The sequence below is a fragment of the Oleiphilus sp. HI0128 genome (assembly GCF_001635365.1).
Genome location: NZ_LWGG01001152.1, coordinates 1 through 22,689, shown reverse-complemented (window position 1 = coordinate 22,689; position 22,689 = coordinate 1). Strand labels below are relative to the sequence as shown.

Genomic DNA, 22,689 nt, shown 5'->3' with positions numbered 1-22,689 from the left:
TCACGTAGGTGGCTGTGACGACTTATTTGCTTTAGAGGCAAAGGGTGAGCTAGACGCTTTATTGGAGACCTTATAGCTTATAAGGTTATTCCTATCGCAAAAACTAAAAAAAGAGCTTGATAGGCTCGCATTTTTAACTAGCACCGCCTAGTATTTAACTTTTGGCTCGTCAGCTTAAGTTTTACGAGCTGTTATCANATTATCAAGAATTAGGATCCATCATGTCAGAGAATGAAACGCCTGAAGTTGGCGCTCAAGAGGAACAGCAGCCACAAGTCAACTTTGCCCTACAGCGCATCTATGTAAAAGATATTTCCTTTGAGTCACCGAACTCACCCATGGTTTTCCAGAAACAATGGAAGCCAGAAGTGAAAATGGATCTCAATACTAAAAATGCTGGTTTAGGTGAAGATCACTATGAAGTAGTTGTTTCAGCTACTTTTACCGTTTCAGTCGAAGGTATGACGGCTTACATTGTTGAAGTTCAGCAAGCGGGCATCTTTAAGCTTGAAGGTCTAGAAGGTATTCAATTGGCACAAGCGCTAAATGCGTTTTGCCCAAATCTTCTATTCCCTTACATGCGTGAAACTATTGACACAGTTGTCGTTAAAGGTAGCTTCCCGGCAATGATGGTTGCACCGGTTAACTTCGATGCTATCTTTGCTCAAGCTGTAATGAAGAAGCAAAAAGAAGCGCAAGAAGCGGCTGAGAAAAAAGCGGGTAGTGAGTCTACTCACTAAGCCTCTTGTTATGAAAGAAGAAAGCAGTGCTATGTCGCACTGCTTTTTTGTTTGAGCGCATTTTTTTGTTATTTCTATTTTCCCTATTTGGTTGATATTAAATATATGTTCCATATCGCACTCTATGAACCTCAGATCGCCCCCAATACAGGTAATATAATTCGTCTGGTTGCGAACAACGGTTGTTATCTTCATTTAATCGAGCCATTGGGGTTTGATCTAGAAGAAAAGAAACTTCGACGTGCGGGTCTGGACTATCGAGATATGGCAAACGTAACGCGCCATAAGGACTATGCTTCTTTTCTTGAGGCTGTTGAAGGGCGGCGAATTATTGCATGTACAACTAAGGGGAGTGGGCCTCATGATCAGCTCACTTACCAGGAAGGTGACGTATTATTGTTTGGTTCTGAAACGGCAGGGCTGCCCGATTCAGTTTTAGCGAGTATTCAGTCAGAACACAGAATCCGCATTCCAATGATGGTCGATAGCAGAAGCCTAAACTTGTCCAATGCAGTGGCAATCATAAGTTATGAGGCTTGGCGTCAGTGCGGATTTAAAAATGCTCAGCTAGTGGGCGAGTTTTCTCCTTCATAAGTGCTTTTTATCTGCTTTATTTTTTCTTTTCGTAAACGGTCTAGCTGCTCGCCAATTTCTTTCCCTTTGTAGCCCTCGGCAACGATCTCTTTTGTGGTGATTAAGCTGAGAGTGTGTAATATCCGGCTAAAAAGATCTGCTTGTTGGTATTGCGCCTTTTCAAACCCGGTCCTACCTCGTGAGTCTGCCTTGCTGCACAGTAATATTTCTGCAAAGCGCTCAGGGCGTCTAAAGGCGTCGCACTGCTTTAAAACTTTCAGAATGGTTTCACTTCTTAACTCAAAAGCTTTATGGATGTGCGTGTGATATTCACTGCATAAACATGCCAGGTCTCGGTATTCATTCGGTACTCGATTTCGTTCACAGAGCTTCTTTATCGGCTCTAAACCTAGGCGCTCATGGCCATGATGGCTTGGCCATTTTTCAGGGGCGGTACAAGCTTTTCCCAAGTCGTGTGTAAGAGCAGCAAAGCGAACTTGTTTTGATTGGCTTAGTTGACTAGCTTGCTCCAAGGACATGAGAGCGTGGATGCCACAGTCGATTTCTGGGTGGTACTTTTCTGGCTGAGGAATGCCAAATAGCGCATCGATTTCCGGGAATACGACTTTCAGGCAGCCAACTTTTCTAAGTGCTTCAAAATAAATCCAAGGGGACTTTTCACTTAGTGCTCGTTCAGTTTCTTGCCAGATACGCTCAGGGACTAAATGATTTGCCTCACCTTTCAGAACCATTTTGCTCATGAAATCGAGTGTTTCGTCAGCTATTTTAAAGCCGAGGTGATAAAAGCGAGCAGCGAAACGAGCCACGCGTAGAATTCTTAGTGGGTCTTCTGTGAAGGCTGGCGAGACGTGCCTGAGTAGTCTGTTCTTCAGATCGTCTTGACCGCCATACGGATCAATCAGCTCACCGTCTGCGCTCATTGCCATCGCATTAATGCTTAGGTCTCTTCTGATAAGGTCTTGTTCTAAAGTGATTGATTTTGACGTGTCAAAGCTGAAGCCTTGGTAGCCCTGACCGTTTTTACGCTCTGTCCGCGCAAGAGCGTACTCTTCTCTAGTTTTGGGGTGGAGAAATACAGGGAAGTCTTGGCCGACCTGGGTAAAGCCTTGTTTAAGCATCTCGTCTGGGTTGCTACCTACTACGACCCAGTCTTTATCCTTGCTGTTAATTTCGAGCAAAGAGTCACGTACAGCACCACCCACAAGGTAGGTTTTCATCACATTCAAGCCCACGGGAGAGAAAGAGCTAGAATGCTAAACCAAATCCTATCGAACCGCCAGCTTCTACTTCACTCAGCATAAATGCAGCCTCAATATTGAAGTGGCGTGGCTGGTATAAAAAACCAGCTGTTAAGGTGTGATCTTCTTTTGAGGCCTCTTCTGTTTCAGCAATATTGAAGCGCGCACCTGCACGTAAGTGGAAGTCATCTCTCCAGTAATACTCACCACCAAAAGATATGAAGCGGGTATTGCCTTCGAAGGCGAACACTTCATCTTCGTTTAGATCAATATCAAGCGTCATCATATAGTCTTCACGGTAAGTGGCTAAACCCACTTTATAGCGTGCTTGAACTGAAGGCTTGCCTCGAGGTAATTCATCAGTGGGTACGGGAGGGGAGAATGTTGAAATGTCGGTTGGAAACATATTCATTCCAGAAATACCGAATACCCACTCGCCTTCTAGCCACCAACCATCCAGGCCGAATTCTTCACGTAAAAAGTTGTCGGTAAACAGGATTGCTAAGCCTATATCTACGTTCCATTCTAGGTTGCTATCACTAGGTCTGTCAGCCGGAGCGTTATTCACATCGTATTCATCTAGCGGCCTTGAAACTTGAGATGCATTGAACTGAATCAGTTTGGGTGTAAAACCCCACGATATGGGCATGTTATAATCAATAACATTGGTTGTAGCGACGGTTGCGCCCATTTCTTCATAGTCAAATTGAGTGCTTTCAACCGATGAACTTAATAGGTCTTCAATACCTGTGGATTCCGCAAGGCCAGTAGTTTCTACTTGTCTAACAATGTCATCAATAGTTGCTGCATCTTTATTTAGGATGGTGCTTACTTTGCGAATTTCACGGCGAGTGTAGAAATTGATAGTTAGCGGGTCAGTATCCACTAACAAGTTAAAGTTATGCATTTCATCAGAGCGATATGAGCTAAAACTTTTTTCACTTAGAGAGTCTTTTAGAAGTTTAGCGGTATCTCTGGTGTCGCTAATATCTCCGCTGTTAGCGGCGTTGATAAAGTCTTGTTCTATTGGTGAATTTTGATAGTCGAGAACGTCAGAGTTAAAAGACTCTCCGTAAAGCTGTCGCTGGCCACTATTTATTGCAAGATAGATCTTGTCGGGCTTATCGCCTCGGTTGAAGGCAATCAAAGCAGGGTTGTGAGCGGACGCGTTAAACTTTGAAGCTGAAGCAACACCGGTTCCGCCCATAGCCATGGAACGAGGGTCTAAAAATACTTTGTAGCCACTTAGTGCGGTTGAGCTATAAGCGAGACAAACTAAGCAAATGGCAAAGTTTGATAAGCTGAAGGTGGATCTGAAATTCATTATTTCCTTGTTCCTTGAGCGGGTCCTGACTAGTTAACTTATGCTGGCTAACGGTACGGTGACTGTACGTAGCTTGATCCGTAGAGGCAATTTTAACGGAAAGTCGAAAGTGACAACGACGGGCACGTCACGCTTTGTAACATAATGTCCAAATTCGTGGTAATTTTTTTGGCTTAACTGTGCTTATGTATTGAAGTCATTTAATGACTCTGTATTGCCGCCTAACAACCTTATTTGCCGCTTAGAGCTATGAAAACGGCAAGCGCTCTCCTGAATTGCTGCAAATTTTACAGTAATGACTTGGCACAGGATTTTCATAGTGATTATGAAAAACTCAGGTATTTGGCTCTTATTAACGCATTTAAGTATCTGTTGTTCGGGGTGTCTCGATGCGATCTTCGCTCACCATTTACTGGGAACCTAGTTTGATATGCTTGCTTTGAAGAATCTAGTCATTTTTTGTTTACTAACCGCTGCGCTCTGCTTTTCTCCGGCTCATGCCCATAAATATAAAGATAAGAATAGTGTGGGTACGATGAAGAAAGAGGAGAAGGAGCCGATTGAGCCTATTGTAGTCCGTGTTACGGGGTATGGCGCTTATGAAAGAAAGGAGGACTCGGAGTCAGAGTCGAAGCGTTTGATGGCGATAAGGGCCTCAAAGCTTGATGCTTACCGTACCTTGGCCGAAAGGCTTTACGGTATCGGAATCAGTGGTGGTTCCCAGGTTGATGAGTTTGTGATGAAAAGTGATCACTATGCAGCGGCTGTCGATTCTTATGTGCGAGGTGCAAGGGTAGTTTCGATTATTGAGAATAAGGGGCGCGGATTTGAGACTGTGTTGGAAATATTACTGCCAGGCGATTTTCACGACTGTATCAATAAAATGAACAATATCAAGTTCGGTATAGATTGCCACCGGCCACTGCCTATGGCTTCCAGTAGTGAGCCCCGCACTAAGCGTGCTGCATCTCAGTCAATGCAATCTGTATATTTTTTGAAGTGAGGTTGGTATGAAGTATTTTTCCTTCTTGCTCGCTCTAATGTCTTGTTTGCTATCACCAGTAAGTGCTAATGCAGAGTGGATACAAGTCACAGGGCAGGCAGATTTTGATGGTCAACGCTATGATCTGGCGAGAGATCGTGCTCGACAGGATGCGCTTAAGCAAGCTCTGCTTCAGGCGGGTGCCCGAGTAAAGAGTGATCAACGTGTTAGCAATGGAAAGATAAGTAAGGACTACTTTTCAGTTTCGGGTGAAGCGCGTATTCGTAAATCTGTACTACAAGATGAATTTGTTAAAAAAGGCATCTTGAATCTGGTGATGAACTTTGATGTTGAAGAAGTTGCCAGTTGCCCTGATTCCCAAGCAAAAAAATATCGTAAAAAAATCGCGGTGCTGGGGTTTTCGGTTCAGTCTCCTGCTCAACTGAGATTGGGGGGGTTTCATAATATTGAGCGTGGATTGGCCAGTGCACTTAATCAGTCTTTACAGCTGCAAGATAAGTTAGTTGTTTTCGAGCAGAGTGAGTTTTCTTTGCATCAGGATGTGATCAATGCGCCCAGTCACTTCACATCGCAGAGTACACTGACCAAAGCGGCTGATTACGCGAAGCAGGTTGGAGCTCAATTTGTTATCTCAGGTGTGGTGAGAGATCTGTCGCTAGAAGACCCGGAAGCTTTCTCCACATCATATTGGGCGAAACTGAAAAGGATGAGCAATAACGCCAATATCAAACGTCGCTTTGCAATGGAGCTATTTGTTCATGATGGCTATAGTGGTGCGATTATCTGGCAAAGAAGTTTTGCAGTATCTGCGCCGTGGGAAGATGATATTGATGATCTGAGTGGCTTTGGCACTGCAGAGTTCTGGAATGACGAATATGGTCTAGCAGTCGCTCAACTGGTGGATGGTGTTGCTACTTTAGTAGGAGAGCAATTGGAGTGTCAGCCCTTTATTGCACGTATATCAAGAGTTGACGGTAAAACATTACACTTCAATTCGGGTGCAAGCTCCGGTGTTCGCCCTGGAGATAAGTTTTCTTTATATCGTACCTACAATTATTACGACGCAGATATGCTAGCGGGTACTGAACTAACGAATGTCAAGACATCACTCACCGTTTCTCAGGTGCACCCTGGTTTTGCTAGTGGTAGTGTCAGTATGGACCCAGGGCGAATAAATATACAAGAGGATGACTTGCTAATCGCTTGGTAGTTTTTACACCCAGTAAGAGAAAAATATTAGTAGCAGTCCGCCCAAATACCGTTGGATAAAATGCTTTTTGTCCAGCGAGTCGCTCTTCAGTTCTTCGCTGCAGCTCAGGTCGTCACGAAAATTAATTGCCAATTGCTCTCGGCTGGCGGTAAGTTGCAGGCTGTAATCGATTTCCAAATCATGCATTAGGCTGCGGGTGTTGAGGTTACTTGAGCCGATGCAAGCCCAGTCATCAATAATCAAGGTTTTAGAGTGCATGATTCCTGCTTGGTATTCGTAGAGTCGGATGCCAGCTTCAAGTAATGTTGAATAGAAGAACGCAGAGGCCCAAGGAATGAAAAATATATCCGAACGCCCGGGGAGTAATATTCTTACATCAACCCCGCTTTTACTTGCTGTGCATAGGGCGTCTTGCAGTTCGCTATCTGGTACAAAATAAGCGTTCGCTATCCATACCGCATGCTTTGCATTTTTAATTCTCTGTAATAAGTCTTTTCTCTGTTTTCGTCTTAAGCGGCGGCTGAAGTTATAGAGAAAAGGGCTCTCAGGCAAGTACCGAGCGCTGGTGCGACATGAGTGTTTATACCAGCAGGTGTCGAAAGCTAGCCTTACGCTCTGGGTTACTTGTCCAGATATTCTGATTGCTGTGTCACTAAATTGTTGACCGCCAAGGGCCTTGGGTAAATGCGCTTTTGTAATGTTGAAACTGCCAAGAAAAACCAGCTTATCATCAATGAGTACAAGCTTGCGGTGGTCACGATTATTAATATAGCTCAGCAAGTGCCATAACTTAAAAATACCAGCAGCAGGGAAGAGGGATAAAGGCCATAGATCAAAACGCCAAGGTAATGGCCGGTATACTTTTACTTCAGCGCCGCAATTAATGAGCTGTTTGGCAACCTGCTCAAAATTATTACCTGCCCCAACTCCGTCAACCAAAACCCTGACTTGCACTCCTCTTAAAGAAGCGTTTTCAAGAGCTTGAGAGATGGCCTGACCAATAAAATCATTGTTGAAGATATATGACTCAAGTAAAACTTCTTGCTGGGCAAGATCAATTGCTTCGATAAGCTGCTCATAATAACTTTGTGCGTCGACAATGATCGATTCGCTAGTCGAAAGCTGATTGCGTGTCATGGTGTGGTCAGCGTAGCTAATAGATTGATGACACTGATTCTAATACACGGCGCTGAATTAAGGGAGCTTGTAAGGAGGTTTGGAAGCAGAAATATTCGAGAGGGCTTGTTACTAAGTTTTAAAAAAGCTTTGGGTATAAAAAATACCCAAAGCTTTACCACCAGGAGATGGAGTAGGTTAAGCTTATTTAAATCGACGTACGCCAGCTAAACCTAATAGACCAAGACCAAATAGAGCAAGAGTCGCTGGCTCAGATACAGTAGCTGCATCAATATTTGCTACAGAAAGTGACTGCCATGTGCTGCCGCCATCTGTTGTGAAACGACCGCTGCTATAACCGTTGCAGCAGTTTTCTGCCCAGTATAGGTCGATAGTGTGGCTGCCAGCAGAAATACCGGCAGTGCCAGATAGAACGTCAGAATTGTTCCAGTTGTATTGCCACCAAAGGTCATCAGTTCTATTTTCGATTAGGCTACCATCAACATATAGAGCTGCGCCGTAGCCTGCGTCCAAGCCAGCTTCGATTCCCCACGAGCCGCTTATAGCAGATGTTAGTGAGATGCTTAAGTGGCTGATCGTGTTGTTGCCAGAAAAGAAACCACTGAAATCTGAAATATTTAGTGAGTTAATCGCTTAAGTTTGATCAGTCCATGAAGTAATAAAATCCGTGTCGTCTATACCATTAGTGATACTACGAGTGTCAATAGTCATCGTCGTTGCGCTAACGTTTAAGCTCAGCGCTGCTAATACTAAAGTAAGAGCGCTTAGAGTAATTTTTTCATGTGTGTATCCTAGTTGTATTACATTGAATTTGGTGGCTGGTCAGATTAAAGCTATTTATATGCCTGTTTGAAAAAAATTATATAAAACAATATATTGAGTTTGTTTTTGTCTTGTTGTTTTTCATAGGTTGTAAAAAATATCGACACTTATATCTATGTCTGATGTGACCCCATGAAAGGCTTGCTAGCGAATATAGTCTAATTTAGCTAGCAGTTATTTCGGTAATGCTTTGTTCAGGATAAAGAAGCCGAATATACCAGATATCAGCGAACCCACGACGATACCAAGGCGTTCATCAAAGATCATGTTGACTCCGCTTTCTTCAAAGGCAAGTGAGCCAATAAACAAGCTCATTGTAAAGCCAATACCACAGAGTGCCGCTGTGCCATACAGGCTAAGCCAGTTCATGCCAGAAGGTAGTTGGGCTAGTTTAAGTTTAATGGCAAGCCAGCATAAACCGAATATCCCCACTTGCTTACCGACAAACAAGCCTAGCGCGATGCCAACGGGGACGTTATGAAGCATTTGCTCTAAACCTATACCTGATAGATTGATTCCAGCATTGGCGAAGGCGAAGACGGGGAGAATTCCAAAAGCAACGACTGAGTGAAGGTCATGCTCCAGATCTTTAAGCGGCGAGAACGAAGGGTTCTCTCTAGATTTCATAGGAATGAATATCGCTAGAACTACACCTGCAAGTGTCGCATGAACGCCCGATTTAAGCGTTGCAACCCACATAATGATACCGATAAAAATATAAGCACTTTTGGAGATGACATTTCGTTTGTTCATGATAATTAGGAAAGGGATGCAGCCTGCAACGATTATTAACGCGCTTAGCGATAATTTATCCGTGTAAAACAATGCGATGATCAGAATCGCGCCAATATCATCAAAAATTGCTAAAGAGGTAAGGAATATTTTAAGCGAGGTAGGAACTCTGGAACCAAGAAGCGTCAGGGCACCAAGGGCAAAAGCAATATCGGTTGCAGCAGGAATGGCCCAACCACTAAGGGCCTGAGGGTCTTCGTAATTAAAGTAAACATATATAAGTGCAGGAAATAGCATGCCACCCAGTGCGCCGATTCCGGGTAAGACTATATTTCGCTTGTCGGAAAGTTCGCCTTCTAATAGCTCTCTTTTTAGTTCTAATCCGACTAAAAAGAAGAATACCGCCATCAGGCCATCATTAATCCATAGCAGTAATGGCTTCGCGATTTCCAGTGCGCCAATCTTGACTTCTACAGGGGTTGATAGCAGCAATTCATAAATTGAAGATAAGGGCGTATTAGCAAACACTAAGGCAAGGACTGCTGCAAAAATTAGTAATATTCCACCGGCAGACTCAAGCTTAAAAAAGTCAGAGATAAAGTTTTGTGGATGGTTGTTTTGTAAAGAATTCATGATTAGCCTTAGACCTTACTTATGCTTATATCTTAAGTCGTAATTTACTTGGTAGTTACTCAATAGGGCATTTATTACCCAGTTCATCAATGCATACAAATGTGATTCGAGTTTCAAATAAAACTGTATCTTTGTCTTCGCGAGCGTTTCGTACTGAAATAAAATAAGTAATTGAAGAGTTTCCCTGTCGCTCAAGGTCGACCTTAAAACAAATTATTTCGCCACAGTCGATTCGATGTTTGAATTCAACATTATCGAGTGCAACGGTAACGAATCGCAGCCCTGGGTAGTGAAGGGCGGCCGTCATATAGGCGACTTCGTCTATCCACATCAGCAAGTTGCCACCAAACAAGGAGCCTTGGTGGTTCATATGCTCAGGTAATACTAACTTATGATGTTGCATGCTGCGTAAAGCTTTAGTTGCTTCGTGACTCATTGCATCTCCTTAGATAAATCGATAACGTTATATTCTATATATTATTATCGGCTTCACCAATAGATTTCGTAGGAGATATCATGTCAAAAAATATACTTGTAACCGGAGCAAATCGTGGTATTGGCTTGTCTTTCTGTCAGTACTATAAGTTTAAAGGTTACTCGGTGTATGCCGTCTGTCGTGAAGCTAGTGAAGAGTTGTTGTCGTTGGGGTGCCAGATAATCGCAGGAATCGATGTCAGCAAAGCAGAGGATGTGGCTAGACTAGGTGTTGAGCTTCAAGGTGTGAAATTAGACCTTCTTATTAATAACGCCGGAATTCTTCGAGATGAGGTATTGGGGCATATCGACTATGATCAGCTCGAAGAGCAGTTTCGCGTGAATGCATTAGGCCCCTTGCGAGTAACAGAGGCGCTTCTCGGCAATTTGGATAGTGGTGGTAAGGTTGCCATCATCACCAGTAGAATGGGATCCATAGCTGATAATAGCAGTGGCGGTCGCTATGGCTACCGCATGTCTAAGTGTGCCTTAAATATCGCCTCAGTTTCTCTCGCGATGGATCTAGAAGATCAAGGTATTGCTGTCGGAGTCTTCCACCCGGGTCTAGTGGGTACTGAAATGATAGGAGGCTATGGCGACATTACCCCTGATCAAGCTGCTGAGCGTTTAGCTCAGAGAGTAGATGAGTTGAATCTTACGAATACTGGTACGTTCTGGCATTCAAATGGGGATGTTCTGCCTTGGTAGCTAAGTGAGGTTTAACTGACACTTTTTAATCAAACCTCGTGAGGTGGAAATGCAGTTGTTGGGTGATATTCAAAATAAGTTAGAGCGAGATTTTGGCAAGCAGTGGTTGCTGGCCAAAGATGAAATTGAGGCCTTGTTTGTTAAAACAAATTGGCGTGTAACAAATCGAATTGTACGTGCGGCCATCTATGTCGCGGACGGAGACTTCGATGAGTTAAGTCGATCTATAGAGCGTGTCCTATCAGATTATAAAGATCTTTTATGGCAGGCGGAGTATGACCGGGGAGATGATCAGTTAAGGGACTTCAATAAGAGTTTCGGTGAGCTCAATCTTTAGTTTATCGTAGAGCTTGATCTGGTGATTCTCAGTGCTGGTGTCATCTATGAGGGTAAGAAGTAAGGTGTTTCTGGGTAATCAATACCCAGAACGTATTTTTTACTATTACTGCTGAGAGAGCTTTCTAGAGAAACCTAAACCTAGTAAGCCTAGAGCAAGTAAAGCTATGCTGCCTGGCTCGGGAGTCTCAACTGTGTTACCCGTGTTTCTTCCCCAAAGCATAAAGTTAGATAAGCCGCCACCATTTCCGTAGCTTTGATTGTAATCAAACGTGCCAGTTGTTGAGCTTGTTGCAATGGATCATGCGAAGAAGTCAGAAGTGTTATCTTGAGGGTTTCCGCCAACATGCATTGAGATCACTGCTTCATCAAACTGACTCCAAAATGAACTGTGAATGCCCCATATTCCGGTAACGTCGGTGCTTCCCCAAAGAGAACCTGTATTTAAACCGATTCGTAATGGGCCATCAGCTAAGCTTAGGTCAGTACCTTCAAACCCTGCGATGTCAGATACTTTTTCCCAGCTAGGTGTGTCACCATACAGATTGTTGATATCGTTAGTGTGTGGGTTTCCATTACCAGATTCACAGACGGTGGATATGGTTAACTCTGCAGTTCGCCCTTCGCTAGTACAAATCGCTGCAAAAGATTGGCTGGCAAAGCTTAGTAACGCAATACCTGATATTATTTTAAGAGTATTTTTCATGATATTCCCTGTTAATAATTTTACATAAGGGTTTTAACGCATAAATTGTACCAATGATTTGCCTCTGTCTTTAACTACAATTAATTATCATGCTTTTTAAGTGTAAAAAATAAGGTTTTGTTATGGGGGGGTAAACTAATCTGACAGTTAATTGTGTGAATGTGAACTTGCGCATATGTACATTAAGGGTGTGTTTGGCTAAAGCGTCTGGAGGCAAATAAGCCAAATAAGCCAATGATAAAGAGTGCGATATTTGCAGGTTCTTCAATGCGAATAACTTCGGTAACTCGTCCCCATAGTTTTAGGTTTGATAAACCACCTCCACCACCGGCTAGACGCTCGTAGCTGAAACTTCCTGTCGATGCTCCATCGGACAGTTTCCAAGCAAAAAAGTCGGGGTCTCCGCCTCCATTCCCTACGCGCATTGATATTACACCCTCATTGTAAGCATCCCAGAAGGCAGAATCTAAGCTCCATTCACCAGAAACATTGCTCTGTCCCCAGTTAGAGTTTGGATCCAGTGACACCCCAAACCAGCCATCGCTACCACCAGAGGTATTGTCTTCTACTGAGCTAACTCTTTGCCAGCTAGGGGGGGTGTCAAACAAGGCGTTAATAGCACTAATGCTGGGGTTTCCTAGGCCCGTTATACAGTTCGTTGCAGGACTTAGATCGGCTGTTCTGAGACTGCTTCCGCATGAAAGTGAAAGTGCTTGATTGGATGATAATATTAGAACTAAAAATAGGAAGAGACTTTTGACAATAGACATCTTATACACCTCGAAATAAGCGTCGATTAAGAATCTAGAGTCTTGATGCAATAACAATACTTTATTCAGGTCTGGTGATGTTTTTCAGTAGCTTATCGTAATGATTGGTTCTTTTTGTGATGCAAGTCACATCATAAGTGTTAAGTAATTCGACGCTTGTCGCTGCTGATTAAGTGAGTTCTTGGGCCTTGTAAAACCTACAAGTAAAGGTCTCTAAGCGCTTTCAAATTGTCTTAGGTCAATTTCACTTTGTGAGTATTGGCCTATACTCATTTCTAGAGTTTTGTTTCTAGGGCCTAAACCTTGTTTGGGCTATCAACTTCTAACTTTGTATAGATTAAGGGAACTTAGTTTGCAGCAAGGCATACTCGCTATTTTTCGTTCAATGCTAGGTAGTCTCAGAGACCTGGCGCCGATCATAATTGTTATTGCATTTTTTCAATTTGCAGTACTTCAGCAGCCGATACCTAACCTGGTCGATATGATTATTGGTGTCATATTTGTATTGCTTGGCTTGACGTTTTTCATTTTCGGTCTGGAAATGGGCTTATTTCCGATCGGTGAGTCAATGGCTCATGCCTTAGCAAAGAAGGGTAGTGTCGCTTGGCTGATTGCTTTTGCTTTTGCATTGGGCTTTGGTACGACAATAGCTGAACCTGCCTTGATAGCAGTCGCTGCAGAAGCCGCAACGGTCGCCGCAGAAGGCGGCATGATCGAAGCAACTGAAGCCGCTAAAACAAGTTATGCCAGTGGCTTACGATTTACGGTGGCTTTTTCTGTAGGCTTGGCGATCGTTCTGGGTGTGGTGCGTATTATTGCAGGCTGGTCGATCCAATGGATGATTATTGGCGGCTATATTCTAGTTGTGATTATGACGAGTTTCGCACCAAAGGAAATTATCGGGATTGCATATGACTCGGGCGGTGTGACAACCTCAACGATTACTGTTCCTCTGGTGACTGCGTTGGGCGTAGGTTTGGCTTCATCAATCAAGGGCCGAAATCCGATGATTGATGGTTTTGGATTAATCGCATTTGCGTCGCTATCTCCGATGATATTCGTGATGGCTTACGGCATGATCATATAGTGAGCTCGGCGCTTAATGGAACTTCTCAACGATATTATCGACATTACGTTCGCCACGATTAAAGACGTGATTCCTATCGCGGCTATATTGTTTGGCTTTCAATTTCTTGTGATTCGCAAGCCTATACCCAATATGAAAAGGGTGCTGTTTGGTTTCTTGTACGTGCTGATCGGGTTATCGCTATTTTTACTCGGTTTGGAAAGAGCCTTATTTCCCTTAGGTAAATTAATGGCGCAACAGTTGACTGATCCAGCTTTTATAGCAGGAGCGAGGGATATTGGTGCCGATGCACTTCAGTGGTTTGATTATTATTGGGTCTATCTGTTCGCCTTTGCCATAGGATTTAGTACCACGATAGCAGAGCCCTCTCTAATAGCTGTAGCGATCAAGGCGAATGAAGTATCGGGTGGTGCGATCGGCATTTGGGGTTTGCGTATTGCCGTCGCAATTGGTGTAGCAGTAGGTATTTCCTTAGGAACTTATCGTATCGTTACCGGAATTCCGATCCATTATTTTATTATCTCTGGTTATGTGGTCGTCGTAATTCAAACTTGTTTTGCACCCAAACTGATCGTGCCTTTGGCTTATGACTCAGGTGGTGTAACGACATCTACTGTAACTGTGCCTTTGGTTGCAGCCTTGGGTTTAGGCTTAGCTGAAACAGTACCTGGGCGAAGCACTTTGATTGATGGTTTTGGTTTAATCGCTTTTGCTAGCTTATTTCCAATAATGTCGGTGATGGCCTATGCGCAAATTACTGAGTATTTGGCTAAGCGAAACCAACAACAGGGCTTGGCACAAGCTGAATAAGCTCTGTACAGAGTTTGTAGAGAATTTCGAATAGGGGAAAGTACATGCATTTTAAATTATTGCTGGTGTTTGTAGAGGATGACAAAACCGATAAGGTCATGAAGGCTGCGCGAAAAGCTGGGGCGACTGGTGCCACAGTGATCAACCATGCCAGAGGCGAAGGGATTAAAAAGAGTAAGACTTTTTTTGGCCTGACCCTGGAGACTCAACGGGATGTCTTGCTGTTTATAGTTGAAGAGCACTTAAGCCGGCATATATTAGAGACTATTGGACAGGTAGGCGAATTCGATACCAGTCCGGGTACGGGAATTGCCGTACAGTTAGATGTTGAAGATGCTGTGGGCGTCTCGCACCAAATACAATCTATTGCAGCTAAAGTCGAGGAAGAGTTATGAGTCATACCAATAAAACGGTTGTTAAAATTAAGGATGTCATGCGGAGTAACTACGTTGAAATGGACGGCATGATGACCGTTAAAGACGCCTTGATTCAAATGAAAGAGCATAATGCTAGCTACGTGATTATCAAAAAACGTAATGAGGATGACGAGTACGGCGTTGTGATGCTGTCAGATATCGCTAAAAAGGTATTGGCAAAAGATAAGTCACCTGATCGCGTTAATGTCTATGAAATTATGTCTAAGCCCGTTGTCAGTGTCCCACCTGAAATGGATGTGCGCTATTGTGCTCGTTTATTTGATCAGTTTGGCTTGGCGAGTGCGCCAGTTATTGATGGTAAAAACGGTAAAGTAGTGGGTGTGGTAGGTTATAAATCTTTGGTTTTTGAAGGTATTTTAGTAGAGCAGCATACCTTGGATTAAAGCGTATTACAGTATTTTGGATGGCTATGGATTGTTAGGGTGAGTGACTAATTGCGAATTCTATAATAGCCATTTATTCAGACTCTCGACTATACTGATGACAGTCTTAACTGTAACAACGACAAATAACAATAATAAATGCAATAGAGGGTCGTTATGGATCAAGAGGTCCTGGAGAAATTATTACGCGCTCAGCAATCGATTACCGAAATGGTTTCGTCGGGCGCGTCTCTACCAGAGTGCTTGGAAGAAATCTGTAGTTCAATCGAGCAGGCCTTGGCAAGCAAGGCCGGCAAGAGCTCGATTCTTTTATTGAAAGGGAACAACTTACACCACGGCGCAGCACCGAGTTTGCCTAAGGCATATTGTGACGCTGTTAATGGTGTCGAAATAGGCGAAAGCGTTGGCTCTTGCGGCACGGCTGCGTTTACTAAGCGGCAGGTGATTGTTGCCGATATCGCTACAGACCCCTTGTGGGCGGACTTTAAAGGCCTTGCTTTACCTCACAACCTAGTCGCTTGTTGGTCGACGCCCATTGTCTCTTCAACAGGTGAGGTTTTGGGCACCTTTGCTATTTATTACCCCGAGATTCGCTTCCCTGAACCTGAAGACCTTAAGTTAATTGATCACTTCACTGGCTTATCTCGTATAGCAATTGAAAGAGAGTATTCAATGCAGCGTGAACAAGTCTTGAATGCCCAGCTAAAAACATCCAACGAAAAGCTCAAAGCTTTTATCTCCGTCATTCCCGATTTGGGCCTCATTCTCGATGAAGAAGGTAATTATATCGATATCTATGGTGGCAATGGTGAGCTACTGGTTGTCAATAGTTCAGAACTTATCGGTAAAAATATACGAGAAGTGATTGATTGTGATACCGCTGTTCAGCTGACTTCTGCTATTAGGCGGGCGCTCGAGTATTCAGAGCTGGAATTTCTTGAATATACTCTAGAAGTGAAGGGGGGACGCAGGGTCTTTGAAGGGCGAATCTGTCCGATCAATCATTACTTGCCTGAGCAGCCAGAAAAAAAGCATGTTCTGTGGATCGCCCGAGATATTACCGAAAAAAAGCAGGCAGAAGAAAATATTGAGAGGCTGGCTTACTATGATCCATTAACAGGCTTGCCGAACCGTAGAATGTTTAATGATTATCTTGATTGCACGGTAGATAAAATTGCTCGCTATGATTTAATCGGCGCATTGCTATTTATGGACCTGGATAATTTTAAACGAATTAACGACTCGCTGGGCCACACGGTCGGTGATCAGTTACTGGTCAAGATCGCTGACAATCTGAAACCATTCATTGGGCCCCAAACAAATTTATCGCGCCTAGGGGGTGATGAGTTTGTCGTCTTACTAGAGTCTAAGTCTAAAAATATTGATAACGTGCATCGTGAAGCAAGTAAGCTGGCTGAAAGTTTATTAGACGTGTTCTCGCAAACCTTGACTCTTCAGGACGCTCACTATGCCGTGCGTGCGAGTATTGGTATTTGTTTGATCCATGAAAAAGCAGTTTCCGCCAGTGAAATTTTGAAACGTGCTGACTCCGCGATGTATAAAGCCAAAAAGGCAGGTGGTAACCGCTACGCATTCTTTGACCCTGAGTTGCAAAGAATGGCTGACCTTCAATTAAGAATTGAGCGTGATATTGAAGCAGCGATATCAAAGAATGAGTTTGAAGCTTACTTTCAGCCCCAGTTGGATATGGGGGGAGCCTTAGTAGGAGCAGAAGCTCTGGTACGCTGGATTCACCCAGAGGAAGGGGTAATTAGCCCCGACAAATTTATTCCTATTGCTGAGCAGACCGGCGCGATCCATCGTATTCAAGAGATTGTCCTGCGCGAATCATGTGAGTTGATCGTTGCACTAAAAGAGACTGGAGCGTCTCATGATAGGTGTACGATGGCAATTAATATCAGCGCATGCCAATTCGACGTTGATTTGGAGGAACGCATTAAACTAGTGGTAGATGAGTTTTCGCTACCTACCTCGAAGTTTAAATTGGAAATCACTGAAAGTATGCTGATGGAAAACGTTGAGATGATTGTTGAAAAAATGCAGTCGCTTAAGAGCAAAGGTTTTAGATTCTCTGTCGATGATTTTGGTACTGGATATTCCTCTTTGGCTTATCTGCACTCCTTTCCAATTGATGAGTTGAAAATAGACCGAAGTTTTATCAAACAGATAGAGAGCAAAGGGACAGCGATTATTGATGCGATTGTTTCTTTGTCACAAAGCTTCGGATTGAGGGTTGTTGCCGAAGGGGTTGAGACCCGTGAGCAACTGGAAATTCTTGCCGAGAAGAATGTTTCATCCGTGCAAGGCTATTACCACGCCAAACCAATGCCTGCCCATGAGTTTATTACTTGGGTTACCAAAGCCAAGCGTTGCGAGAACTAAAATTGAGGTCAGAGTAAAAAATTATTTTTTACTCTGACCTCAATTATTATTTAGCGAGTTCCTTGGTAACTAAATCGTATAGCTCTTGTGATCCAAACTTGGGGAGCGCTTGTTCATTAACAAAAAAGGTTGGTGTCTTGCTAACTTGCAAAGCTCGAATATCGTCCTTCTCCCGTTGAAGGCGAGCGCTTATCTCATCTGAAGTCATATCGGCTTTCGCCTGTGTAATATCTAAACCCGCTGCTTCGGCAATAGGCCAAGCTTTATCCGCAACAACTTTATGGTTAACCGTCCATTCGGCTTGGGCTATGAGTAGTGCTTCAAGTACCTCTTTGAACTTGTTTTGGAGTCGCGCAGCTTCAAGCATTCTAACGATAGCTTCAGAGCCTTGGTGAAAGGTTGCATACCGAAGTACGATGCGTACATCCTTTTCATGTCTTGCTTGAATCTCTTTTACGAGAGGGTAAAAAGCTCTGCAAGCACCACATGCTGGGTCGAAAAACTCAACGATGGTGACTTTAGCCTCAGCAGGACCAAAGCTCGGAGAGTAAGGGCGTTCATATATGCTTCCTTGTTGTAGGAGCTCGTCGCTTTGCGGGCTTTCTTTGGAGTTCTGATCTTGTTGATAGGTATACCAAGTCAAAGGCAGAGATAACAAGAGACAAATAAGCGTAACACGGGTATTCATTTTCATAACAATTGTGGCCGTTCAAATAAGAAAGCGGTCTAGTTTACAGTCATGAACCGTAGGCTCAAGCTTAAGTGTTTACTGTGTTCGTTTTATGTTTGGGAAGAGCAAGTGAAATGGTCGCCGAAAGGGCGATAAATGTACTCGATACCCATAAACATGCTTCAAGGCCATAAGACTGGAAAATCCAACCTGATAGTACGGTGCCAACTAGCCTGCCCATGGCATTGGCCATATAGTAGAAACCCACATCTAAGGATACGCCATCGTCACTGGCGTAACTCACAATCAGGTAGCTGTGCAAAGAAGAATTTATAGCAAACAGGGCGCCGAAGGCGAGTAAACCTATTACGATCACCAGCTGTGCTGAAAGCGAGCTCGATAAGGCTAGTGCGATGCCCGCGGGTATCAGCATTAGAGGCAGCGCCCAGCCGAGCGCGCTATGGCCATCGGGGGCGCGCTTGGTCGAGCTTTGCGTAATCTTGGGGGCAAAGGACTGCACTAAACCATAGGCGATTACCCAGCTTGCAAGAAAGCCTCCTACAGACCAATGGTTCCAGCCGAACTCGCTCGCTAGATAAACGGGCAAGGCAACCACGAACCAAACATCTCTGGCACCAAACAGAAATAAGCGAGCTGCTGAGAGGGCGTTGATTGCCCGACTTTTAGAAAATATTTCAGTGAACTTCGGTTTGTTCTTTGCCTTGCCTAAGTCTTGTTTTAAGGCAAACATGCTACCCAGCCAAACCACAAACAAGCTTAGCGCCATAGCAAGAACGGCACCTTGAAAACCGAGAGTGGCCAGTAAAGCGCCGCCTAAAAAGAAGCCGACACCTTTCAAGGCATTCTTAGATCCGGTTAGAATTGCCACCCACTTATACAGTGTAGTTTGCGCATCTTTTGGAACCAGCAGCTTGATCGAGCTTTTCGCACTCATCTTGTTCAGGTCTTTAGCAATGCCTGAGAGAGCCTGAGCAGCCATGACCCAAGGCACTGTGAGCAAAGTGGCAGGAACGAGCAGCATTGCCAATGCGAGCACCTGCAGAGCCAGACCAATATTCATGGTTTTGTTGAGCCCCAAATGTGCGCCCAACCAGCCACCAAAAAGGTTGGTGATGACACCAAAGATCTCGTAAAACAAGAACAGCATGGCAATTTCGAGCGGGCTGTAACCCAAGCCATGAAAGTGCAATACGACTAACATCCTCAAAGCGCCATCGGTGAGCGTGAAAGCCCAATAGTTACCTGTTACGACCAGGTATTGCTTAATTTCTGGTGAGAGTTTATTGATATTCATGGTTTTCAAATATGGCCTTAGTGATTAATTTTCTGGTCGATGAGGCCGACTTTACGAACCAGCTCAGCTGTTCGATTGGCATAGCCCCATTCATTGTCATACCACACATAAAGCTTAAGTTGAGTGCCGTTAACCAGCATAGTTGAAGGCGCATCAATGATGGCTGAACGAGGATCGGTTTTGTAATCGATAGAAACCAGTGGCCGCTCTTCGTAACCGAGTATGCCTTGTAGTGCTTCTTCAGAAGCACTTTTTAATAGAGCGTTCACTTCTTCTACCGAGCTTTCTTTTTCTAGTTCGAATACACAGTCAGTGATCGATGCATTGGCTAATGGAACACGTACCGCATGACCGTTTAACTTACCTTTTAACTCTGGAAAGATATGAGTGATCGCCGTAGCTGAACCGGTGGTGGTTGGAATCAGGCTCATACCACAGGCTCGTGCACGTCGCAGATCCTTATGGGGCGCATCGAGAATGGTCTGGGTATTGGTAATATCGTGAATAGTTGTCATTGAGCCATGTTTAATACCTAGACTTTCATGGATCACTTTAACCACCGGCGCCAGGCAGTTTGTTGTGCATGATGCAGCAGTAATAATCGGGTAGACCTCTGGGTCATACAGGTCATCGTTCACACCCATCACAATATTTAGTACACCCTCTTCTTTGACCGGAGCGGTCACGACAACGCGCTTCACACCCTGATCGAGATAGGCCTGAAGTACCTGCTTGCTCTTCATTTTGCCGGACGCTTCGATAACAATATCGCAGCCTGACCAATCGGTTTCAGAGATCGTCTTATTTTGTGTGCAAGGAATCGTATGCTCACCGATAAGTATGCTTGAACCTTCACTACTTGCTTGATGAGCCCAAATACCGTGTACGGAGTCAAAATTTAACAGATGCGAGAGTGTAGCAGCGTCGCCAGCCGGGTCATTAATCTGAACAAATTCGATCTCCTTCCAATCGAATGCAGCTCTGAGTGAGAGTCTACCCATACGGCCAAAGCCGTTAATGCCTACTTTGATGGTCATAGTGATTTATCCCTTAGATAAGAATTATTTGATCAAATTTCTCTGTTAGCTTGTTAGCCACTCAGTTACTTGGTTTCGAGTTGGAATCGACCCGCTGTGAACAAGTTCCTCATTAAGAACAACGGCAGGTGTGCTCATTACCTGATAGTTCATAATTTCTTGAGGGCTGGTTTCTTTACTAACTTGAATTTGCTGGTCTAGTTCTGTCGCAATAGCCTGGATTAGGGCTGCTGTTTTTGTGCATTTAGCACAGCCTGTACCGAGTACTTTAAAAGCTTTCATTAGCTTTTCCTTTATATAAAAGGGCTAAGGCCGTTGAATAGCCAGCCTATGAGCGTGAATGATATGAGGAGCATAACGAATAGGGTGCCAAGTAATTTCCACTGCATGACTTGCTTGAGTAGGATGAATTCTGGAAAACTAGCAGCAACAGTACTCATGCAAAAGGCGAGCGTAGTACCTACAGGTAGCCCGTTGGTTATTAAGCTTTCCATAATCGGAATGACGCCCGTGGCATTAGAATAAAGTGGAATACCGAGTACTACAGCTGCAGGGACTGACCACCATTGCCCATCACCCAAGTGTGCTTCGATCCAGCCATCTGGTACGAAGCCATGTAAAGCAGCGCCGAGACCGACGCCAATAATTACCCATTTCCATACGCGGCCAAAAATCTCTGTTGCCTCACGTACTGCAAATTGATGACGTTGTTGAAAGCCAAGCGCTTGAGCTTTTGATGCTGTAGTTTGTGGCTCTTTTCCTTGTGCTTTGGAGAGGGCTTCTGCAGCAAAAGACTGTAACCATTTTTCGGCTTTGATGGTGTCTAGAAATAGGCCGCCAAGGATCCCAACCGTCATGCCCACCAATACGTAAATAAGGGTGAATTTCCAGCCTAGTAGACTTAGCAGTAACAGTATGGCCACCTCGTTAATGAGTGGTGAGGTAAGCAAAAAGGACATAGTAATTCCTACGGGAATACCCGCTGAGGTGAAACCTAGGAATACGGGAATGCTGGAGCAGGAACAAAACGGCGTGATTGCGCCAAAACTCGAACCCATTAGGTAGCCAATCCCTCGATTTTTTTGTGCCAGGTAATCTCTGACTTGTTCAATGTTGAGGGAGGCGCGTATCAGTGCAATTAAGTAGATCATAACAACGAGCAGAACAAAGATTTTGCTAACATCTTCAACAAAAAATGCAGGGCGTCACCGAGCTTGGTTTCCGGGCTCAAACCCAATATGTCAAAAACAAACCAGGCGGCAAGATCAGTAAATATCTGAAACATGTTTATCTACCCTCGTTGAAGAATATCAATTGCATGAAAGCACTCTATCTGGACGGGTTTTCATCGTTTCTAGTCGCCTGATGTTCATACTGAATTCTGAAATATTGGCGTCGCATGTTTGTGCTAAAACTGACTTAGCCCAAGATGGTAGACTAGGGTTTATCCTATAAAATACCCATTGCCCCATGCGCCGGTCTGTCAGAATGCCTGCTTTTTTGAGTAGTGCCAGGTGCCGGGAAACTTTAGGTTGCTCATACTCCAATGCTGCCATCAGTTCACAGACGCATAGCTCACCTTCATATTGAATCAGCATTAGGCATTTAAGCCTCAGCTCATCGCTCAGACTCTTGAATAATTGTAATGGCGATAGCTCGTTTGAATGTTGAGCATCAAGTATTGCTTGATTACTTTCGATTGCAGCAAAGCTATTAATTCGACGATTTATTTCAGTTAAGCTCATATGAAAACGTTCGATGTCGCTTAGGTCATCACCCTTAGATACCTTAGGGTCACTGAAGCTCCATTCTAATTTCTTCTCTTTTGCACCGAGTGATTTACATTCTTGAGTCGCCCTGTCACAAAGGGTAACTACGTAATCAAAATGTTGCCCGGCGAGTTCGTCAATATGCTTTGATTGATGAATGTTTTCGATACCGTGAGTTTTAAGAGCTGCCAAGGTTAGCGGGTGAACTGTTTCAGGGTTTGTGCCAGCACTAAACGCTTCGAATCGATTACCGTGATGGTAATTGAGTAGGGCTTCAGCCATTTGTGAGCGAGCTGAATTACCGGTGCATAGAAATAGTACGCGCTTCTTCATAATAGATATGATTCATCT

At 44.0% G+C, this 22,689-nt stretch carries 26 protein-coding genes; 11 read left to right on the top strand and 15 right to left on the bottom strand.

Annotated features, from left to right (window positions below; all coding sequences use genetic code 11):
- Positions 1-221: 221 nt before the first annotated feature.
- Together secB and A3763_RS19570 are read left to right on the top strand one after the other, a co-directional pair.
- Positions 222-740: a protein-export chaperone SecB gene (secB, locus tag A3763_RS19575; RefSeq protein WP_068511257.1), complete on the top strand. Its 519-nt coding sequence runs from the start codon at positions 222-224 to the stop codon at positions 738-740.
- A gap of 105 nt (positions 741-845) precedes the next feature.
- The gene (locus A3763_RS19570; RefSeq protein ID WP_068511345.1) at positions 846-1,334 is read left to right on the top strand and encodes a tRNA (cytidine(34)-2'-O)-methyltransferase; all 489 of its coding nucleotides are present in this window, start codon (positions 846-848) and stop codon (positions 1,332-1,334) included.
- Here A3763_RS19570 and A3763_RS19565 read toward each other — a convergent pair.
- Positions 1,304-2,551 (bottom strand): multifunctional CCA addition/repair protein, encoded by a 1,248-nt coding sequence (locus A3763_RS19565; RefSeq protein WP_068511343.1) that lies wholly within the window; start codon positions 2,549-2,551, stop codon positions 1,304-1,306. The genes A3763_RS19570 and A3763_RS19565 overlap by 31 nt on opposite strands.
- Before the next feature lie 28 nt (positions 2,552-2,579).
- Entirely contained in the window at positions 2,580-3,896 is a 1,317-nt protein-coding gene (gene traF, locus A3763_RS19560; protein WP_068553194.1) for a conjugal transfer protein TraF, read from the bottom strand.
- Positions 3,897-4,326: 430 nt separating this feature from the next.
- Between traF and A3763_RS19555 the strand changes: the two genes are divergently transcribed.
- Both A3763_RS19555 and A3763_RS19550 read left to right on the top strand, forming a co-directional pair.
- Complete coding sequence (locus A3763_RS19555; RefSeq protein ID WP_068511254.1) at positions 4,327-4,899, top strand: LPP20 family lipoprotein; 573 nt, start codon at positions 4,327-4,329, stop codon at positions 4,897-4,899.
- A gap of 7 nt (positions 4,900-4,906) precedes the next feature.
- A complete protein-coding gene (locus A3763_RS19550; protein ID WP_068553171.1) occupies positions 4,907-6,109 on the top strand; it encodes a flagellar assembly protein T N-terminal domain-containing protein in 1,203 nt (400 codons plus the stop codon).
- Between the two features lie 3 nt (positions 6,110-6,112).
- Here the strand turns inward: A3763_RS19550 and A3763_RS19545 are convergent, their stop codons facing one another.
- The 4 genes from A3763_RS19545 to A3763_RS19530 form a co-directional block, all read right to left on the bottom strand.
- Positions 6,113-7,246: a phosphatidylserine/phosphatidylglycerophosphate/cardiolipin synthase family protein gene (locus A3763_RS19545; protein WP_068511250.1), complete on the bottom strand. Its 1,134-nt coding sequence runs from the start codon at positions 7,244-7,246 to the stop codon at positions 6,113-6,115.
- Between the two features lie 183 nt (positions 7,247-7,429).
- Positions 7,430-7,861, bottom strand: a complete 432-nt coding sequence (locus A3763_RS28920) for a CCXG family PEP-CTERM protein (protein ID WP_255375148.1) — start codon at positions 7,859-7,861, stop codon at positions 7,430-7,432.
- A gap of 381 nt (positions 7,862-8,242) precedes the next feature.
- The gene (gene nhaA, locus A3763_RS19535) at positions 8,243-9,433 is read right to left on the bottom strand and encodes a Na+/H+ antiporter NhaA (protein WP_068511248.1); all 1,191 of its coding nucleotides are present in this window, start codon (positions 9,431-9,433) and stop codon (positions 8,243-8,245) included.
- Between the two features lie 55 nt (positions 9,434-9,488).
- Positions 9,489-9,869 carry an acyl-CoA thioesterase gene (locus A3763_RS19530; protein ID WP_197475850.1) on the bottom strand — a complete coding sequence of 127 codons (381 nt, stop codon included), beginning with the start codon at positions 9,867-9,869 and terminating at the stop codon, positions 9,489-9,491.
- Positions 9,870-9,949: 80 nt separating this feature from the next.
- Between A3763_RS19530 and A3763_RS19525 the strand changes: the two genes are divergently transcribed.
- Both A3763_RS19525 and A3763_RS19520 read left to right on the top strand, forming a co-directional pair.
- Positions 9,950-10,615 (top strand): SDR family oxidoreductase, encoded by a 666-nt coding sequence (locus A3763_RS19525; protein ID WP_068511247.1) that lies wholly within the window; start codon positions 9,950-9,952, stop codon positions 10,613-10,615.
- Positions 10,616-10,664: 49 nt separating this feature from the next.
- Positions 10,665-10,952, top strand: coding sequence for a hypothetical protein (locus A3763_RS19520; protein ID WP_068511245.1), 288 nt, complete (start codon positions 10,665-10,667; stop codon positions 10,950-10,952).
- A gap of 105 nt (positions 10,953-11,057) precedes the next feature.
- Here the strand turns inward: A3763_RS19520 and A3763_RS30200 are convergent, their stop codons facing one another.
- The 3 genes from A3763_RS30200 to A3763_RS19510 all read right to left on the bottom strand — a co-directional run bounded on the left by A3763_RS30200 (position 11,058) and on the right by A3763_RS19510 (position 12,427).
- Entirely contained in the window at positions 11,058-11,174 is a 117-nt protein-coding gene (locus A3763_RS30200; RefSeq protein ID WP_082865496.1) for a PEP-CTERM sorting domain-containing protein, read from the bottom strand.
- 78 nt (positions 11,175-11,252) lie between these two features.
- Entirely contained in the window at positions 11,253-11,657 is a 405-nt protein-coding gene (locus A3763_RS19515; protein ID WP_068554980.1) for a hypothetical protein, read from the bottom strand.
- Between the two features lie 182 nt (positions 11,658-11,839).
- A complete protein-coding gene (locus A3763_RS19510; protein ID WP_068511242.1) occupies positions 11,840-12,427 on the bottom strand; it encodes a hypothetical protein in 588 nt (195 codons plus the stop codon).
- 385 nt (positions 12,428-12,812) lie between these two features.
- On the opposite strand from A3763_RS19510, the gene A3763_RS19505 reads away from it, so the two are divergent.
- The 5 genes from A3763_RS19505 to A3763_RS19485 all read left to right on the top strand — a co-directional run bounded on the left by A3763_RS19505 (position 12,813) and on the right by A3763_RS19485 (position 17,547).
- The gene (locus tag A3763_RS19505) at positions 12,813-13,514 is read left to right on the top strand and encodes a DUF1538 domain-containing protein (RefSeq protein ID WP_068511339.1); all 702 of its coding nucleotides are present in this window, start codon (positions 12,813-12,815) and stop codon (positions 13,512-13,514) included.
- Between the two features lie 15 nt (positions 13,515-13,529).
- Positions 13,530-14,324 (top strand): DUF1538 domain-containing protein, encoded by a 795-nt coding sequence (locus A3763_RS19500; protein ID WP_068554982.1) that lies wholly within the window; start codon positions 13,530-13,532, stop codon positions 14,322-14,324.
- 44 nt (positions 14,325-14,368) lie between these two features.
- Positions 14,369-14,719 (top strand): P-II family nitrogen regulator, encoded by a 351-nt coding sequence (locus A3763_RS19495; RefSeq protein ID WP_068511238.1) that lies wholly within the window; start codon positions 14,369-14,371, stop codon positions 14,717-14,719.
- Entirely contained in the window at positions 14,716-15,144 is a 429-nt protein-coding gene (locus A3763_RS19490; protein ID WP_068511236.1) for a CBS domain-containing protein, read from the top strand. Before A3763_RS19495 ends, A3763_RS19490 begins: the two co-directional genes overlap by 4 nt.
- A 156-nt stretch (positions 15,145-15,300) precedes the next feature.
- The gene (locus A3763_RS19485; protein ID WP_068511234.1) at positions 15,301-17,547 is read left to right on the top strand and encodes an EAL domain-containing protein; all 2,247 of its coding nucleotides are present in this window, start codon (positions 15,301-15,303) and stop codon (positions 17,545-17,547) included.
- Between the two features lie 46 nt (positions 17,548-17,593).
- Here the strand turns inward: A3763_RS19485 and A3763_RS19480 are convergent, their stop codons facing one another.
- From A3763_RS19480 to A3763_RS30195, 6 genes are all read right to left on the bottom strand, one after another.
- On the bottom strand, positions 17,594-18,241 hold the full coding sequence (locus tag A3763_RS19480; RefSeq protein WP_082865497.1) for a thioredoxin domain-containing protein: 648 nt from the start codon (positions 18,239-18,241) through the stop codon (positions 17,594-17,596).
- A 64-nt stretch (positions 18,242-18,305) separates the two neighbouring features.
- Positions 18,306-19,532: an organoarsenical effux MFS transporter ArsJ gene (gene arsJ, locus A3763_RS19475; RefSeq protein WP_068511232.1), complete on the bottom strand. Its 1,227-nt coding sequence runs from the start codon at positions 19,530-19,532 to the stop codon at positions 18,306-18,308.
- Between the two features lie 17 nt (positions 19,533-19,549).
- Positions 19,550-20,569: an ArsJ-associated glyceraldehyde-3-phosphate dehydrogenase gene (locus A3763_RS19470; protein WP_068511229.1), complete on the bottom strand. Its 1,020-nt coding sequence runs from the start codon at positions 20,567-20,569 to the stop codon at positions 19,550-19,552.
- 45 nt (positions 20,570-20,614) lie between these two features.
- The gene (locus A3763_RS19465) at positions 20,615-20,851 is read right to left on the bottom strand and encodes a thioredoxin family protein (RefSeq protein WP_068554984.1); all 237 of its coding nucleotides are present in this window, start codon (positions 20,849-20,851) and stop codon (positions 20,615-20,617) included.
- Between the two features lie 11 nt (positions 20,852-20,862).
- On the bottom strand, positions 20,863-21,720 hold the full coding sequence (locus A3763_RS19460; RefSeq protein ID WP_369823141.1) for a permease: 858 nt from the start codon (positions 21,718-21,720) through the stop codon (positions 20,863-20,865).
- Positions 21,721-21,879: 159 nt separating this feature from the next.
- Complete coding sequence (locus A3763_RS30195) at positions 21,880-22,671, bottom strand: metalloregulator ArsR/SmtB family transcription factor (protein WP_068511223.1); 792 nt, start codon at positions 22,669-22,671, stop codon at positions 21,880-21,882.
- Positions 22,672-22,689: the final 18 nt, after the last annotated feature.